At 73.9% G+C, this 14,377-nt stretch carries 9 protein-coding genes and 1 tRNA gene; 5 read left to right on the top strand and 5 right to left on the bottom strand.

Annotated features, from left to right (window positions below; all coding sequences use genetic code 11):
• The first annotated feature begins 2 nt into the window (after positions 1–2).
• The 3 genes from LRS14_RS19800 (at position 3) to LRS14_RS19790 (ending at position 1,507) form a co-directional block, all read left to right on the top strand.
• On the top strand, positions 3–434 hold the full coding sequence (locus LRS14_RS19800) for an NfeD family protein (RefSeq protein ID WP_257800769.1): 432 nt from the start codon (positions 3–5) through the stop codon (positions 432–434).
• A gap of 37 nt (positions 435–471) precedes the next feature.
• On the top strand, positions 472–1,401 hold the full coding sequence (locus tag LRS14_RS19795) for an SPFH domain-containing protein (protein ID WP_257800768.1): 930 nt from the start codon (positions 472–474) through the stop codon (positions 1,399–1,401).
• 15 nt (positions 1,402–1,416) lie between these two features.
• Positions 1,417–1,507 (top strand) — tRNA-Ser (locus LRS14_RS19790).
• A 70-nt stretch (positions 1,508–1,577) separates the two neighbouring features.
• Here the strand turns inward: LRS14_RS19790 and LRS14_RS19785 are convergent.
• Positions 1,578–2,624: an NADP-dependent oxidoreductase gene (locus LRS14_RS19785; protein WP_257800767.1), complete on the bottom strand. Its 1,047-nt coding sequence runs from the start codon at positions 2,622–2,624 to the stop codon at positions 1,578–1,580.
• 17 nt (positions 2,625–2,641) lie between these two features.
• Positions 2,642–3,880 carry an MFS transporter gene (locus LRS14_RS19780; protein WP_404977594.1) on the bottom strand — a complete coding sequence of 413 codons (1,239 nt, stop codon included), beginning with the start codon at positions 3,878–3,880 and terminating at the stop codon, positions 2,642–2,644.
• Positions 3,881–3,959: 79 nt separating this feature from the next.
• Here LRS14_RS19780 and LRS14_RS19775 point away from each other — a divergent pair, with 79 nt between their 5' ends.
• Positions 3,960–5,003, top strand: a complete 1,044-nt coding sequence (locus LRS14_RS19775; protein ID WP_257800766.1) for an AraC family transcriptional regulator — start codon at positions 3,960–3,962, stop codon at positions 5,001–5,003.
• Between the two features lie 268 nt (positions 5,004–5,271).
• On the top strand, positions 5,272–6,516 hold the full coding sequence (locus tag LRS14_RS19770; RefSeq protein WP_257800765.1) for a diguanylate cyclase: 1,245 nt from the start codon (positions 5,272–5,274) through the stop codon (positions 6,514–6,516).
• Between the two features lie 18 nt (positions 6,517–6,534).
• On the opposite strand, the gene LRS14_RS19765 is transcribed toward LRS14_RS19770, so the two are convergent.
• The 3 genes from LRS14_RS19765 to LRS14_RS19755 form a co-directional block, all read right to left on the bottom strand.
• Positions 6,535–9,708 (bottom strand): hypothetical protein, encoded by a 3,174-nt coding sequence (locus LRS14_RS19765; protein WP_257800764.1) that lies wholly within the window; start codon positions 9,706–9,708, stop codon positions 6,535–6,537.
• Positions 9,709–10,107: 399 nt separating this feature from the next.
• A complete protein-coding gene (locus LRS14_RS19760) occupies positions 10,108–10,572 on the bottom strand; it encodes a hypothetical protein (RefSeq protein ID WP_046111892.1) in 465 nt (154 codons plus the stop codon).
• A gap of 17 nt (positions 10,573–10,589) precedes the next feature.
• Positions 10,590–14,150, bottom strand: a complete 3,561-nt coding sequence (locus LRS14_RS19755; RefSeq protein ID WP_257800763.1) for a hypothetical protein — start codon at positions 14,148–14,150, stop codon at positions 10,590–10,592.
• Positions 14,151–14,377: the final 227 nt, after the last annotated feature.

The following is a 14,377-nucleotide window of genomic DNA, read 5'->3' as shown; positions in this document are numbered from 1 at the left end:
CAATGGACTGGAATGCGCCGACCCTCTGGTGGCTGATCGCCGGCCTGCTGGTGGCGGTGGAGCTGGTCACCACCACCTTCTACCTGCTGATGATGGCGCTGGGCGCGGTGGCCGGCGCCCTGGCCGCGCACCTGGGCCTGGGCCTGAACCTGCAGGTGGCCATCGCCGCCCTGGTGGGCGGCGGCGCGGTGGCCGTCTGGCACCTGGTGCGTCGCCGGCGCCGCGCCGTTGCGGCCGGCGATGCCGAGCTGCAGCTGGACGTGGGCGCGCAGGTGCAGGTGCCCGCCTGGCAACCCGATGGCCAGGCGCGGCTGTCCTACCGCGGATCGACCTGGAGCGCACGCTACGTGGGCAGCGGCGCCGCCCTGCCCGGCCCGCACGTCATCCGCGGCGTGCAGGGCAGCCTGCTGCTGCTGGACCGCCTGCCGGGCTGACCGGCGCATACCTCCCGAACCCTTGCCGAAAGCAACCATGGAAATCATCGCGATCGTCCTGCTCGTCATTGCCGTGGTGTTCGTCGTGCGCACCCTCAAGGTGGTGCCGCAGCAGAACGCCTGGGTGGTGGAGCGGCTGGGCAAGTACAACGCCACGCTCACGCCGGGGCTGAACTTCCTGGTGCCCTTCGTCGACCGCGTGGCCTACAAGCACTCGCTCAAGGAGATCCCGCTGGACGTGCCCAGCCAGGTGTGCATCACCAAGGACAACACGCAGCTCACGGTGGACGGCATCCTGTACTTCCAGGTCACCGACCCGATGCGCGCCAGCTACGGCAGCAGCAACTACATCGTGGCCATCACGCAGCTGGCGCAGACCACGCTGCGCAGCGTGATCGGCAAGATGGAGCTAGACAAGACCTTCGAGGAGCGCGACGCGATCAATGCGGCCGTGGTCAATGCGCTGGACGAGGCGGCGGCCAACTGGGGCGTGAAGGTGCTGCGCTACGAGATCAAGGACCTGGCGCCGCCGGCGGAGATCCTGCGCTCGATGCAGGCGCAGATCACCGCCGAGCGGGAGAAGCGGGCGCTGATCGCGGCCAGCGAGGGCCGTCGCCAGGAGCAGATCAACATCGCCACCGGCGAGCGGGAAGCCAACATCGCCCGGTCCGAAGGCGAGAAGCAGGCGGACATCAACCGCGCCCAGGGCGAGGCCGCGGCCATCGTGGCGGTGGCCGATGCCACGGCCGAGGCCATCCGCAAGATCGCCAGCGCGCTGCGCGAGCCAGGCGGCCCGGAGGCGGTGCAGCTCAAGGTGGCGGAAAAGGCGGTGGACGCCTTCGGCCAGCTGGCCAAGGTGAACAACACGATGATCGTGCCCGGCAACCTGAGCGAGGTGAGCGGACTGGTCGCCAGCGCGATGGCGCTGTTCAAGAGCGCCGACATCGGCGGCAAAAACCTCGGCTAGAATCGCGGGCTTCCCGGAGAGATGGATGAGCGGTTTAAGTCGCACGCCTGGAAAGCGTGTGAGGGTTAACAGCCCTCCGCGGGTTCGAATCCCGCTCTCTCCGCCACACAGCAAGCAAAACGGGCCCTCGCGGCCCGTTTCTGCTTTCTAGCCTTCCCTTTTTTCCCCCGCCACGTTCATCCCCGCCCCACCCGCACCACCACCTTGCCGATATGGCGGCCGTCCAGCAGGTCCTGCAGCGCTGCGGGCGCGTGTTGCAGGCCGTCGATCACCTCCTCGTGCAGCTGCACCTCGCCCCGCTGCACCCAGGCCGCCATCTCGCGCTGGAAGGTCTCGAAGCGCTGGCCGTCGTGGTCCAGGATGATGAAGCCCTGCAGCCGCACGCGTTTTTGCAGCACGGTGGCCAGCAGCGAGGGCCGCAGGTCCGGGCCGGCCGGCGCGGGCCCGTCGTTGTAGTGGGCGACGAAGCCGCACAGCGGCACGCGGGCGCCGACGTTCAGCAAGGGCAGCACCGCATCCAGCACCGGGCCGCCGACGTTCTCGAAATACACGTCGATGCCGCGCGGACAGGCCTGCGCCAGCCGCTGCGCGAATTGCGGGTCGTGCCGGTCGACGCAGGCGTCCAGGCCCAGCGCCTCCAGCGCATGCCGCACCTTGGCCGCACCGCCGGCCACGCCCACCACCCGCGCCCCTCGCAGCCGGGCGATCTGGCCCACCACCGAGCCCACTGCACCGGTGGCCGCGGCCACCACCACGGTCTCGCCCGGCGTCGGCTGCCCGATGTCCAGCAGGCCCACATGGGCGGTGAAGCCCGGCATGCCGAGGCCGCCCAGCGCATGCGAGGGATGGGCCATCCCGCCCAGGCGACGCAGGTCGGTGCCGTCGGACAGCGCCAGCTCCTGCCAGCCGGCCTGGGCCAGCACCAGCTCGCCCACCTGGAAGCCCGGATGCCGCGAGGCGGCCACGCGGCTGACGGTGCCGCCGACGATGGGCGCGCCGATCTCGATGCGCGGCGCATAACCGGGGCCCACTTCGTCCATCAGGTTGCGCATGTACGGATCGATCGAGAGCCACAGCGTGCGCAGCAGCACCTGGCCCTCGCCGACCGCAGGCGCCGGCACCGTCTCCAGCCGGAAGTCGCTGGCCACCGGCCGGCCTTTCGGGCGGGCGGCCAGCACGATGCGGCGATGGCTCACCGCGGTGTCGAGGCTCGTGTGCTGCATGGGTCGCTCCTCCGGTGTCAGGCACGCACGGGCCGGGGGCCGTGGCGCAGGGTGAGCCAGGTGCCGACGCTGACGGTGACGACCGCGAAGCCCGGGCCGCCCAGGGCGCCGACGTGGTCCACGAGCCAGCCGCCGCCCATCGCGCCGGCGGCGATGGCCACCTGGAAGGCCGCCACCAGCAGGCCGCCGGCGCCTTCGGCCTGGTCGGGCGCGGCCCGCACGATCCAGGTCTGGAAGCCGACCGGGAAGGCACCGAAGGCGAAGCCCCACAGGGTGACGGCCACCGCGGTGACCAGCGCCGACTGCCCCGCCACCAGCAGGGCCAGCGCCAGCAGCGCGATGGACGCACCGCCGGCCAGGATGGCGTGCCGCTCGCTGCGGCCTGCCAGTGCGCCGCCGACGAAGTTGCCGAAGAAGCCGCCCACGCCATAACCCAGCAGCACCGCCGACACCACCGTGGCCGGCAGCTGCGTCACCTGCTCCATCAAGGGCCGGATGTAGGTGAAGCCGGCGAAATGGCCAGAGATCACCAGCACCACCGCCAGCAGCGCCACCCGCACCGCGGGCCGGCCCAGCAGCTGGCCCAGCACGCGCAGGTCCGGGTTGTCGCGCGGCGGCAGCCGCGGCAAGGTCATCCACTGCGCCACCAACGACAGCACGCTGACGCCGCCCGCCGCCATGAAGGCGCTGCGCCAGCCCCAGGCCTCGCCCATCCAGGCGCCCACCGGGGCCGCGCAGACCGTGGCCACCGACACGCCGGTGAGGATCACCGACATCGCGCGGGCGAACCGCTGCGGCGGCACCAGCCGCATGGCCAGGGCGGCGGCCATCGACCAGAAGCCGCCCAGCGCCACGCCCAGCACCACCCGCGCCACCAGCAAGGTGGCAAGGCTGCCGGCCGTGGCGGCGACGAGGTTGGACGCCACCAGCAGCAGGCTCAGCACCAGCATCACCCGCTGGCGGTCGAAGCGGCGGGTGAGCAGCGGAATCGACGGCGCCGCCACCGCTCCCACCAGCGCGGTGGCGGTGACCGCCTGGCCGGCCGCGCCGTCGCTCACGCCGAGGTCGGCGGCCATCGCGGTCAGCAGGCTGGCTGGCAGGAACTCGGCGGTGACCAGGCCGAACACGCCCAGCGCCAGCGCGCCCACCGCCGGCCAGCGCGGCCGGTCGGCCGTCGGGCAAGGGTGCAGCGGCGCGGCGGGCGCGGCATCGGCGTCACGGGAAGCCAGGGGATCGGAACAGGACGTGGCGGACACGGCAGCAGGCCTTCGCGGGTTGAACGAGCGGCACAGCTTAGGGATAGGATGTCGGCGTTTGAATGCCGGCAAATCCAAGATGCTTGACTTTTTGTCCAAGGATGCGGCGGCCGAAGGCACGCCCGACCTGCTCACCCGCATCCTGCTGGGGCTACGGCTGGACGGCGTGGAGTACGGCCGCTGCGTGATGAACCGGCCCTGGGCGGTGGCCTTTCCGGCGCAGCGCTCGGCGCGCTTCCATTTCGTCGGCAGCGGCGGCGGCTGGCTGCGCACCGCCGGCACGCCGTGGATCCGGCTGGCGCCGGGCGATGCGGTGCTGCTGCCGCGCGGCAGCTTCCACGTGCTGGCCAGCGACCCGGCCGTGCCGGCGGTGGACATCGACACGCTGGCGCGCACTTCGGTGTCCGACAACATCTACCTGGTGGACGGCCGCGCGGCCACCGCGCCCACCGGGCCGGACGCCTCCGCGGACCGCGGCGCGCCGGCCGACATGCTGTTCTGCGGCGCGCTGCGCTTCAACCTCGACCCCCTGCACCCCCTGGTGACGATGATGCCGGAGCTGATGCTGGCCGGTGACCTCGCCCAGCGCGATGCCACCGTGCCGGTGCTGCTGGAGGCGATGGAGCGCGAGGTGGCGCTGGACCGCATCGGCGCCTGCGGCATCCTGGCGCGGCTAGCCGACGTGCTGGCCGCCAGCATCATCCGCGCCTGGGTGGAATGCGGCTGCAACGACGCCACCGGCTGGGTGGCGGCGGTGCGCTGCCCGCGCATCGGCAAGGTGGTGGCCGCCATCCATGCGGCGCCGGAACGCGACTGGGACGTGCCGACGCTGGCCGGCGTGATGGGCGCCTCCCGCTCCAACTTCACCGAGGCCTTCACCCGCACCATGGGCGAGAGCCCGGGCCGCTACGTGGCCAAGGTGAAGATGTTCCAGGCCCGCCACTGGATCGCCCACGACCACATGCGCGTGGCCGCCGCCGCCGCCCGCCTGGGCTACGACTCCGAGGCCTCCTTCAGCCGCGCCTTCAAGCGCATCATCGGCCACCCGCCCAGCGCGGCGCGGGCGGCGCCGGGGGCCGGTCGCCCGCGGCCTGCGGCTGCCGGGGCAACGGCTTCCGCCTAGCGGCCGCGCCAAAACCGTGATCGATGCCCGATCGCGGAGGATATGGAGGCCGGCCGGTGTTCCGGGCCGGTCCAAGCGCCGATAACCCCCTCGGCCCCCTTGCGCATGCTGTCGGCAAGGGCGCGTCGGACACGAGGAACATCAGCTTGCGCGACCCAGATTCACCGGCAGCGCCCCGGGACACCGCCGCATCCGCGACCGACAGCCTGACCACGTCCCGCTCCGTCGCCCGGTGGCGGCTCGTGCCGCTGACGCATTGCAGGTCGACATGACACGCGACGAAGCCGACGAGAGCGCGCTGCAGGCCGCGGTGCAGATGGAGCTGGCCCGCCCGCGGCGGCTGCGCATGGCGTTCCCGGCCCTCGTGGAGCAGCGCTTCGAGCAGGACGAAGGCCCGCAGCGCCGCCGCGCGCTCGTGCTGGCCGGCACCATCGGCCTGCTGATCTATGCCAGCTTCCTGCTCAACGACCTGCACATCCGCCAGGAGATCTTCCGGCAGGCGGTGCTGTGGCGTTCGGTCGCGCTGGTGTTCGGCGCGGGCGTGCTCACCGCCATCCACCGGCAGTGGGTGGGCGCGGCTTGGCGCGAGCGGCTGCTGTCCATGGCCATCGTGGTGGTGATGGGCTGCTCCTGCGTGATCCTCGACGAGACGCAGTCGCAGGCGCGGCTGTACGACCCGTTCGCCTTCAGCCTGATCTTCCTCGCCGGCAACATCTCGCTGCCGCTGCGTTTCCGGGCGGCGGTGGGCACCTCGGTGGCCTGCCTGGCGCTGGCCGCGCTGTACATCGCACCGGACGACCGGCTGCCGGTGCAGGCGCGCATCTTCGCCATGGCGCTGATGAGCGGCACCGCGGTGTTCACGGTGCAGGCCTGCTACAGCATCGAGCGCTCGTCGCGGCTGTCGTACCTGCTGCGGCTGCGCGAGACCCTGGCCTCGCGCGCGGCCGAGCGCCGGGCCGACGGCTTCGCCCGGCTGTCGCAGACCGATGCGCTGACCGGCCTGCCCAACCGCCGGGCCTTCGAGCTGGCGATCGACAGCCGCTGGCGCAGTGGCGCCGCGTCGGCCAGGTGGCTGGCGCTGGTGCTGATCGACATCGACAACTTCAAGCCCTACAACGACACCTTCGGCCACCCGGCCGGCGATGCCTGCCTGACGCGCGTGGCGCGCGCCATGCACGACGTGCTGCCGCACGACGGCTTCCTGGCCCGCATCGGCGGGGAGGAATTCGTGGCGGTGCTGGAAGGCGCCTCGGCCGCGCAGTGCCAGGCCGCGGCAGAGCGGCTGCGGCGGGCGGTGGAAGCCCTGGGCCTGCCCAACCCGCAGGCCGGCGGCGCCGGGCTGGTGACCATCAGCCTGGGCGTGGCGCTGCGGCCGCCCGGCGGTGGCGGCGAAATGCATGCGATGGTGGCCTCGGCCGATGCGGCGCTCTACCGGGCCAAGCACGGCGGCCGCAACCGGCTGGCCCATGCCAGCCAGCCGGGCGCGCTGGACGCCACCGCCCGGGCGGGCTAGCGGCACCCTGCCGGCCGCTCAGGCCAGGATCTGCCGGTTCGCCAGCGACGGCGAGAACACCGAGAACTCGATGACGATGGCATTGCCGCGCACCCGGGCCGTGGCCGGGACGGCCAGGCGCGGCAACTCGTCCGCGAAGGAGGCTAGTTCCGGCTGCGCCAGCAGCGCGTCCGCGCCCAGCAGCAGCACCTCGGCCCGGGTAAGCGGCAGCACCGCCTCGCGTTTGACCAGCACCGGCCGCACCTGCAGGTGCTCGCCGTCGCCGGCCACCTCGCCCGGCGGGATCATGCGGCGCTCGCACGACAGCGTGAAGGCCGGGTTGTCGGAGGTGATGGACACCTGGTAGCGCAGCGGCTCTTCGGCCTTCGGGCGGATGCCCTCGAAGCGGTTGTCCTGCGAGCCGATGCTGAGCACCGTGCGGCCGGTGGCATCCGCGATGCGCAGCCGCCGCTCGCCCTTGGGCAGCTTGGCGCCCGGCGCCGCCTGCACGCTGACGCTGAAGCGCACGTCGGTGAAGGCGCTGAGGATGCCGCCCGCCAGGCCGCCCAGTCCGCCGCCGGCCGAGCCGCCGGGCGCTGGCGCGGCGGGCGCAGGTGTCACGCGCCGGCCGCCGCGGCGCTGGGCCGGTGTCGGCGTCGGCCGGGCCTGGCCTTCGCCGGCCACGCCGGCGGTGGCGCCGTCCACCGCCTTCTGCACCGTGGCCGAGGCGGCGCCGCCGGTCTGGGCCGCCTGCGCCTGCTGCTCCAGCGTGTTGCCGCTGGCCGCCTGCGCCGCCTGGGCCGGCGAGCCGGCGTTCTTCACCGCCTGGTCCTGCCGGTCGGCGGTGGTCATCGCCAGGCCGGCCTGGGTGGGGCTGGCCTTGGCGGCGTCGGCCGCCTGGGTGGCGGTGAACAGGTCGGCCGCGATCTTCAGCCGCTCGGTGTTCTGCGCCATCACGGTCTTCAGCGTGTCGGCGGCCTGGCTGGCGGCCGCCGTGGCGCCGGCGCCGGACAGCTCGCTGCCACTCTGCGCCAGGCCGGCATTGGCCGCGATGGTGGCCGACAGGTCGCGGAACGGACTGCCGGCCTGCAGCGCCGCCAGCACCGCGGCGGCATTGGCGCCGGCCGGCAGCGCGGTGGGCTCGGTCTGCTTGAGCAGCGGCGTGCCCAGGGCGCTGGTGGTCAGGTCCACCGCGCGCTGGCGGCTGGCCGCGGGCAGCGCGGCGATCTCCGGCGGCGTGAGCGGGATGGGCGAAGCCTGCCAGTCGAAGAAGCGGGTGAGGTCGATCTTCTCGGCGCTGTTGAAGCGGCCCAGCACCGCCTCGGCGAACACGCCGCCGGTGGGCAGCGGCACCGTCTGCGATTGCGGCACCGGCCGGTCCAGGCCGCGGCGCTGCAGGAATTCCTGCCAGGCCTGCACCTCGGCGGCCAGGGCCGGGTCGCCCACCTCGCCGGTGGCCGGCAGGTTGAGCTTGAGCACCACCGCATTGGCCACCACCGCCACCGGCTGCGGATCCACCAGCGAGCCCAGCGGCACGCCGCGCAGCGTCAGGCGCGACAGCAGGCCCGACAGCGTGGTGGCGTCCAGCCGCTCGAAGATGGCGCGGCTGTAGTGCAGCGCGTTGTCCCGCAGGTGCTGCAGCAGCGCCGGCGCGGCGCGGGCCGGGCTGAACTGCAGCACGTCGGCCGCCCCGCCTTCGTTGAGCTGCACGGGCACGTCCAGCGGCAGCGCGGCGCCGCCGATGTCCAGCATCAGCTTGATCGTGGCCGGGCCCGGGCCGGCATCGCCCAGCTGCACCTGCACCGCGGCGAGGTCGGCCACGCGGGCGGGGGTTTCCAGCGTGATCTGCGCCGGGCCCACCGAGGTGGCGGGCAGCTCGCCGCCGGCGCGCGGCACGACGCGCAGGCCGCCGGCCAGCCGGCCCGTCACCGCCACCGCATGCAGCCGCGCCTCGTCCGGCACGAAGACCGCGTCGCTGCCGTTGCGCAGCAGCGTGCGCGCCGACAGCGATGCCAGGCGGCCGAGCTGGCCGGCATCGAAGCCCTTGAGCGCCGTGAGCGTGGCGCCGGACTGCGCCGGCCCCAGCTCGAAGCGCAGGCCGGCGCCGGCCGCGGCCGCCGCGCGGTCGGCCTGCAGGCCGCGGTGCTGCAGCAAGGTGGAGGCCATCACCACGTCGCCGATGCGCAGCCGCGGCAGGTTGGGCACGATCTCCACCACGCCGAACTCGGTGGTGAGCTGGCGCCGGATGTCGTCGCTCAGCGCCACGTCGGCCAGCACCGCGCGCCAGCGCTCCAGCGTCAGCGCATCGCCGAAGTCCACCAGCTTCAGTGGCACGAACAGCACCCGCTCGGCACGCTGCAGCGTGGTGCTCACGCGGAAGGCCTGCACCACCTCGTAGTACTGCACGTTCAGGGCATGCATGTGGTTGTAGTTGCACACCACGCGGGTGGACAGGGCCTCGTGCTCCTGCTGGGCCACTTCCTGCACGATGCTGGCGCGGCGGCTGCGGGCGGCACTGGCCTGCTGCTGGGTCACGTCGTTGATCTGCTGCGACACGCTGGCCGACAGGTCGCGCCGGCCGAAGGAGCTGGTGACGGTGAGCGCCTCGGTGCGGGTGCTGCCGCCGCCCGACGAGCCGCCGAAGGCGATCGGCCCCACCTCGAAGCCCAGCGCCGAGCCGCCCTGCGACGACCGCGAGCTGCCCTGCGTACGGCTGCTGCCGCCCTGCACCTCGGCCGCGGTGGCCTCGGTCACCTCCGACAGCGCGCGCTGGTGGGTGGTGGTGTTGGCCAGCCGCTCGGCCTCGTCGATGTCCTCGCTGCTGCTGCCACGGCTCTGGCGCGACCAGTCGATCATCGCCATGCGGGTGCTCTCGCCCGGCGCCAGCGACAGGCTGTGCAGCAGCTGGCCCAGCGCCACGCCTTGCGAGAACCAGTCCTGGCTGAAGGTGAGCAGCGCGCCGCTGGCCACGCGGGTAAAGCCCTGGTCCTGGCCGGACAGCACCGTGGCCAGTGACAGCGCATCGCCCAGCTGTTCCAGCGGCTGCACGCCGGCGTCGCCGGTGCTGTCGATCAGCAGCTGGCGGTAGGCCACCCGCTCGGTGGGAAAGGCGCCGTTGCGCGGCAGCAGTTCGGCCGGCGTGCCCGGGTCGCCGGGCGGCAGCGGCTCGTCGCCCGCCAACTGCCCGGCCAGCAGCGCGCGCCGCCGCCGCATACGGCGGCCACAGCGCCAGGTCGCGCACCCGGTCGGTGGCCAGCGCGGTGCGCAGCGCCGGTGCGCGGGTGCTGCCCACGGCCTTGAGCGCCTCGATGGGCAGCAGCGCCAGGTCGGCCACCGGCATGCCGGCGGGCATGTCGGCGATGTCGGAGGCCACCCGCTGCAGCTGCGCCTCGGGCTGCGTGGCATCGTCGCGCAACAGCAGCAGCCGCCGCGCGGCGGAGAAGGCCGCGGAGGCGGCCAGGTCGAACACGGTGCGGATGTCCAGCGCCTCCAGCGCGGCCTGCTGGGCAGCGTCCACGCCGCGCAGCACCGACGGGGCGGCCAGCATCAGCGCGTCGCCGCCCAGGCCGGCGCTGTCACCCTTGAGGAAGGACCGGGGATCGATGGCCATGGTCAGCCTCCCACCGCGCGTGCGAAGGCCGCGAGGTCGGCCAGGCCGGGGATCAGCTGCTCGTCGGCCTCGATCGCGCCGTCGTGGCGGCGGATGCCGCATTCGAAGCCGCGCGCCGGCTCGCCGCCGCCGGCGGGCGGTGCCTGCAGGTACACGTCGATGAAGCGGGTCTCGCCATCGGGCGACGCCGCGCCCTCGCCGTCGATGCGCAGCCGCAGCAGCACCTCCAGCAGCGCCGGGGCGTCGGCCGAGGGCGGCTGCGGCTCGAAGAAGGCCTCCTCGCCGGCCACCAGCTCGAGGCCGAATTCCGCATCGCTGCGCACGCTGCCGTCGTCGGCATGCCGGGCCAGCGCCACCGCCACGATGGCGGCCAGGTCGTCGGCCTCGGTGTCGTTGCGCACGCGCACGCGCGCCTGGTCGCCCAGCAGACCGGCCAGGGCATCGGCTCCGAGAGGGGTGGTGGCCATCGCTGCAACTCCGGCGATCAATCAGGCAGGGCATCCAGCCGCAGCAGTGCCAGCTGCGGGAAGCGGGCGACGAACTCGCCGGCGGCATTGGTGCTGACCACCGGCTTCTTCAGCACGGTGCGCAAATCGAAGGCCACCCGCGCCAGCACCTGCGCCACCTCGGCGTCGCTGGGCGGGTTGGGGCCGGCGCTGATGAACTGCGTGTGCTGCTGCACCTGCGCCACCACGTCCAGCCGCAGCGTGGTCTTGACGCCGGCCGCGGGCACGCTGGCACTGCGGCGCAGCACGGTCGTGGTGGGCTGCGGCCAGGCGGTCTGCAGGGTCAGCGCCAGCTCGGCCACCACCTGCGGCGAAGCGGTGGCCAGCGGCAGCGTGGCGGTGCCGCCGCCGTCCAGGCCCGAGCGGCTGGCGATCAGCGTGCCGTCGCGTTCCTTCACCTGCAGCTGCAGCGGCACCGGTGCGTTGTCGAACAGTGCCGCATCGCGCAGCAGCTGGGCACCGCGCAGCTCCAGCGTCAGCCTGCGCGGGCCGGTGGCCTGGGCGGGCGGCGCCGCGCCGTCACCCTGCGCGGCGCGCGTGACCGCCTCGACGATCCGCGCCGCGGTGCCGCCGGCCTGCGCGCCGCTTTGCCGCTGCTGCAGCTCGGTGGCGGCCGGGCGCTGGCCACCGCCCTGCGCCGGCGGGGTGGCCTGGCTCAGGTCCAGCGCCTTGGCGCGGTTCTCCAGGCCGCCGGCCAGCGTGTTGCCGGCGGCGCCGCCTTCCTTCGCACCCCCACCGCCGGCACCGCTGCCACCGCCGCCCGGCGTGGGCACGCCGGCCAGGGTGGCCGCCACCTTGGCGGCGGTGCGCAGGCGTTCGGTGTTCTGTTCCATCACGGTCTTCAGCGTCTGCGCGGCCAGCGCGCCGCCGGAGGTGGCGCCGGCCGCACCCACCTTCTGCAGGGCCTGCGCGAGCTTGATCGTGGCGTCGGCACCGCTCAGGTCGTTGAACAGGTTGCGGGCGCCCAGCGCGCCCAGCACCGCCGCCAGGCCGGTGGGGTCGGGCAGCGCCGTCGGCGCCTGGATGTTGATGATGGGCGCCGACGGATTGGTGGGCGCGAGGTCCTCGTCGCTGGCGCGCGAGCCGGCCCCCAGCGGCGCGATCTCGCTGGCCACCAGCGGAACCGGCGACTCCTGCCAGTCGAAGAAGCGGGTGCTGTCGAGCCGCTCCGCACCCATGGAACGGCCCAGCACCGCCTCGGCGAACACGCCGCCGGTGGGCAGCATCATCAGCTCGCGCCGCGGCGTGGCGTCGAGCAGCCCCGACGCGGCCAGGAACTGCTGCCAGGCCTGGGCGAGCCCGGCCAGGGCCGGGTCGGGCGGATCGCCGGCATTCGGCAGGCCGGCCTTGAACACCAGGTAGTTGGCGGTGACGGCCACCGGCTGGTGGTCCACCCACTGCGCCAGCGGCACGCCGCCGAAGCTGAAGCGCGCCAGCAGGGCCGACAGCACCGAGGCATCCAGCGTGCGCATCACCGCCTGGGTGTAGTGCAGCGCATTGGCCTTCAGGTGCACCAGCAGCTCGTCCTGCTCGGGCGGCGCCTCGAAGCTCACCACCCGCTGCAGCGCCGACAGCGGCCCGCCGGCCTGCAGTGCCACCGGCACGCCGGCGGGCGTGGCGGTGCCCAGCAGGTTGAGCTGCAGCGTGACCGTGGTTTCCTTGGGCACGATGAGCGCGCTGCGCAGCATCACCGCCGCCAGGTCGCGCACGGCTTCGGGCGCGGCGAAGCGGGCGCCGGCGGGGCCGGCGTCCACCAGCGGCACCAGGCTGCCGTCGCGCCGCCGCACCTCCAGGGCCAGGGCCAGGTCCTGCGGCAGCGAGACCGCGCTCACCAGGGTGTCGGCCTGCAGCGTGAGCACCGTCTCCAGCCGGGTGGCGATTGGCCGCACGCCGCAGCGCACCAGCGTGCGCAGCTCGTCGGCATCCCAGCCGTCGGCGCTGAAGCGCTGCAGCATGCCGCCGCGGGCGGCCAGCGCGGGCGCGGGCGCCGGGGCCGGTGCGGGCGACGGCGCGGGCGCGGGGGACGGCGCCGGGGCCGGTGCCGGTGCGGCGTCCCCCACCGCGGCCGCCAGCGCCGCCGACTGCAGCGACACGGGGCTGGCCAGCGACACCGCGGCCACGAAGCGCCCGTCCAGCAACCTCAGCCGGCGCGGCTGGCGGCTGCGCACCAGGACGCTGCCGAACAGCGCGATGCGCTGGCGCGTGGCTTCGTCCAGCGCCGCCTCTGTCAACGCGATGCGAAAGCGTTCGATCTGGCGGGTGTCGTCGAAGTCGATCAGCTGTATCGGCACGAACACCACCCGCTGCGCACGCTCCAGCCGCGTGGCCACGCTGTAGGCCTGCACCACCTCGTAGTACTGCAGGTTCAGCGTGTGCATGTGGTTGTAGTTGGCGACGACCCGGGTGGACAGCGTCTCGTGCTCGCTCTGGCTCAGCTCCCGCACCACGCTGGCCCGGCGGCTGCGCGCGGCGCTGGCCTGCTGCTGGCTCACGTCGTTGATGCGCTGCGCAGTGCTGGTGGCCAGGTCGCGCCGGCCGAAGGAGCTGCTGACGGTCATCGCCTCGGTCCGGGTGCTGGCGCTGCCGCCGCTGCTGCCGAAGGCGATCGGCCCCAGCTCGAAGCCCAGCGCGGAGCCGCCCTGCGAGGTGGACGAGTTCGACGTCGCCCGCGTGCTGCCGCCCTGCACCTCGGCCGCGGTGGCCGCGGTCACCTCCGACAGCGCGCGCTGGTGGGTGGTGGTGTTGGCCAGCCGCTCGGTCTCGTCGACGGCTTCGCTGCCGCGCCCGCGGCTCTGGCGCGACCAGTCGATCATCGCCATGCGGGTGCTCTCGCCCGGCGCCAGCGACAGGCTGTGCAGCAGCTGGCCCAGCGCCAGGCCCTGCGGCGACCAGCTCTGGCTGAAGCTGAGCAGCGCGCCGGTGGCCACGCGGCGGAACGGCGTGGCGCCACCGAGGGCCGGGCCCAGGTCCACCGGCTCGGCCTGCTCCACCGGCGTGGCCGCCCCCTCGTCCACCGCCCCGGCCACGCTGTCGATCAGCAGCGTGCGGTAGAACACCTTGTCGGTGGCGTGCTCGCCCATGCGCGGCAGCAGGTCGGCCGGCGCTTCGGGGTCGAAGCCCGGCGCCTGGTCCGGAATGCAGGCGGCGGCCAGCAGGTCGCGCGCCGCCAGTCCCGGCGGCCAGGCCGCCAGCTCGCCCAGCGTGGCCACGCCCAGGTCCGCCTGCAGCCGGGCCGCACCGGCCGTGCCCACCGCACGCAGCGCGGCCAGCGGTGCATCGGCCAGCCCGCCGCTGTCGGCGGCGGCGGCCGCGTCCAGCACGTCGCCGCCCAGGCGCGGCGCCGGCCGTGCCAGCGCATGGCGCAGCGTGTGCAGCAGGCGGGACGCCGCCAGGTCGAACACGCTCGCAATGCCCAGCACCTCGCGCAGCGCCGCCGCCTGTGGCGCGGTGGTGCCGTTCAATGCATCCACCGGCGCGGCGAGCAGCTCGGTGGGGCCCAGGCCGGCGAAGCCGCTCTTGACGAACGATTCGATCTGCACGGCAGCCTCCCCAACGGCGATGGCGCCATCGTCAGCCTGCGCCCGGCGCCGCAAAACCCCTAGAAACCGCGCGCCAAAAATTTGTTATCCACACCGCTTGTGCACAGGGCTGTGGACAAGCAGTGGACGCCGGCATCGCGCACGGCCGGCGCCGCGGCCGCCCGCTGGATCGCTGCAAAAAGCAGCACTCGGCAGAACTGACAGGCCTGCCATCGCTGCCGATTCGA

The organism is Aquincola sp. J276, assembly GCF_024700035.1.
GTDB classification, from domain to species: domain Bacteria; phylum Pseudomonadota; class Gammaproteobacteria; order Burkholderiales; family Burkholderiaceae_C; genus Aquincola; species Aquincola tertiaricarbonis.
Note: the sequence above shows the minus strand (reverse complement) of the source record. Positions and strands in the feature narration are given on the sequence as shown.

What these genes read in the sequence shown, in the direction of transcription:
- LRS14_RS19800 (WP_257800769.1), top strand. Translation starts at nt 3, where the DNA reads ATGGACTGGAATGCGCCGACCCTCTGGTGGCTGATCGCCGGCCTGCTG.
- LRS14_RS19795 (WP_257800768.1), top strand. Translation starts at nt 472, where the DNA reads ATGGAAATCATCGCGATCGTCCTGCTCGTCATTGCCGTGGTGTTCGTC.
- LRS14_RS19785 (WP_257800767.1), bottom strand. Translation starts at nt 2,624, where the DNA reads ATGCAGCACACGAGCCTCGACACCGCGGTGAGCCATCGCCGCATCGTG.
- LRS14_RS19775 (WP_257800766.1), top strand. Translation starts at nt 3,960, where the DNA reads ATGCTTGACTTTTTGTCCAAGGATGCGGCGGCCGAAGGCACGCCCGAC.
- LRS14_RS19770 (WP_257800765.1), top strand. Translation starts at nt 5,272, where the DNA reads ATGACACGCGACGAAGCCGACGAGAGCGCGCTGCAGGCCGCGGTGCAG.
- LRS14_RS19765 (WP_257800764.1), bottom strand. Translation starts at nt 9,708, where the DNA reads ATGCGGCGGCGGCGCGCGCTGCTGGCCGGGCAGTTGGCGGGCGACGAG.
- LRS14_RS19760 (WP_046111892.1), bottom strand. Translation starts at nt 10,572, where the DNA reads ATGGCCACCACCCCTCTCGGAGCCGATGCCCTGGCCGGTCTGCTGGGC.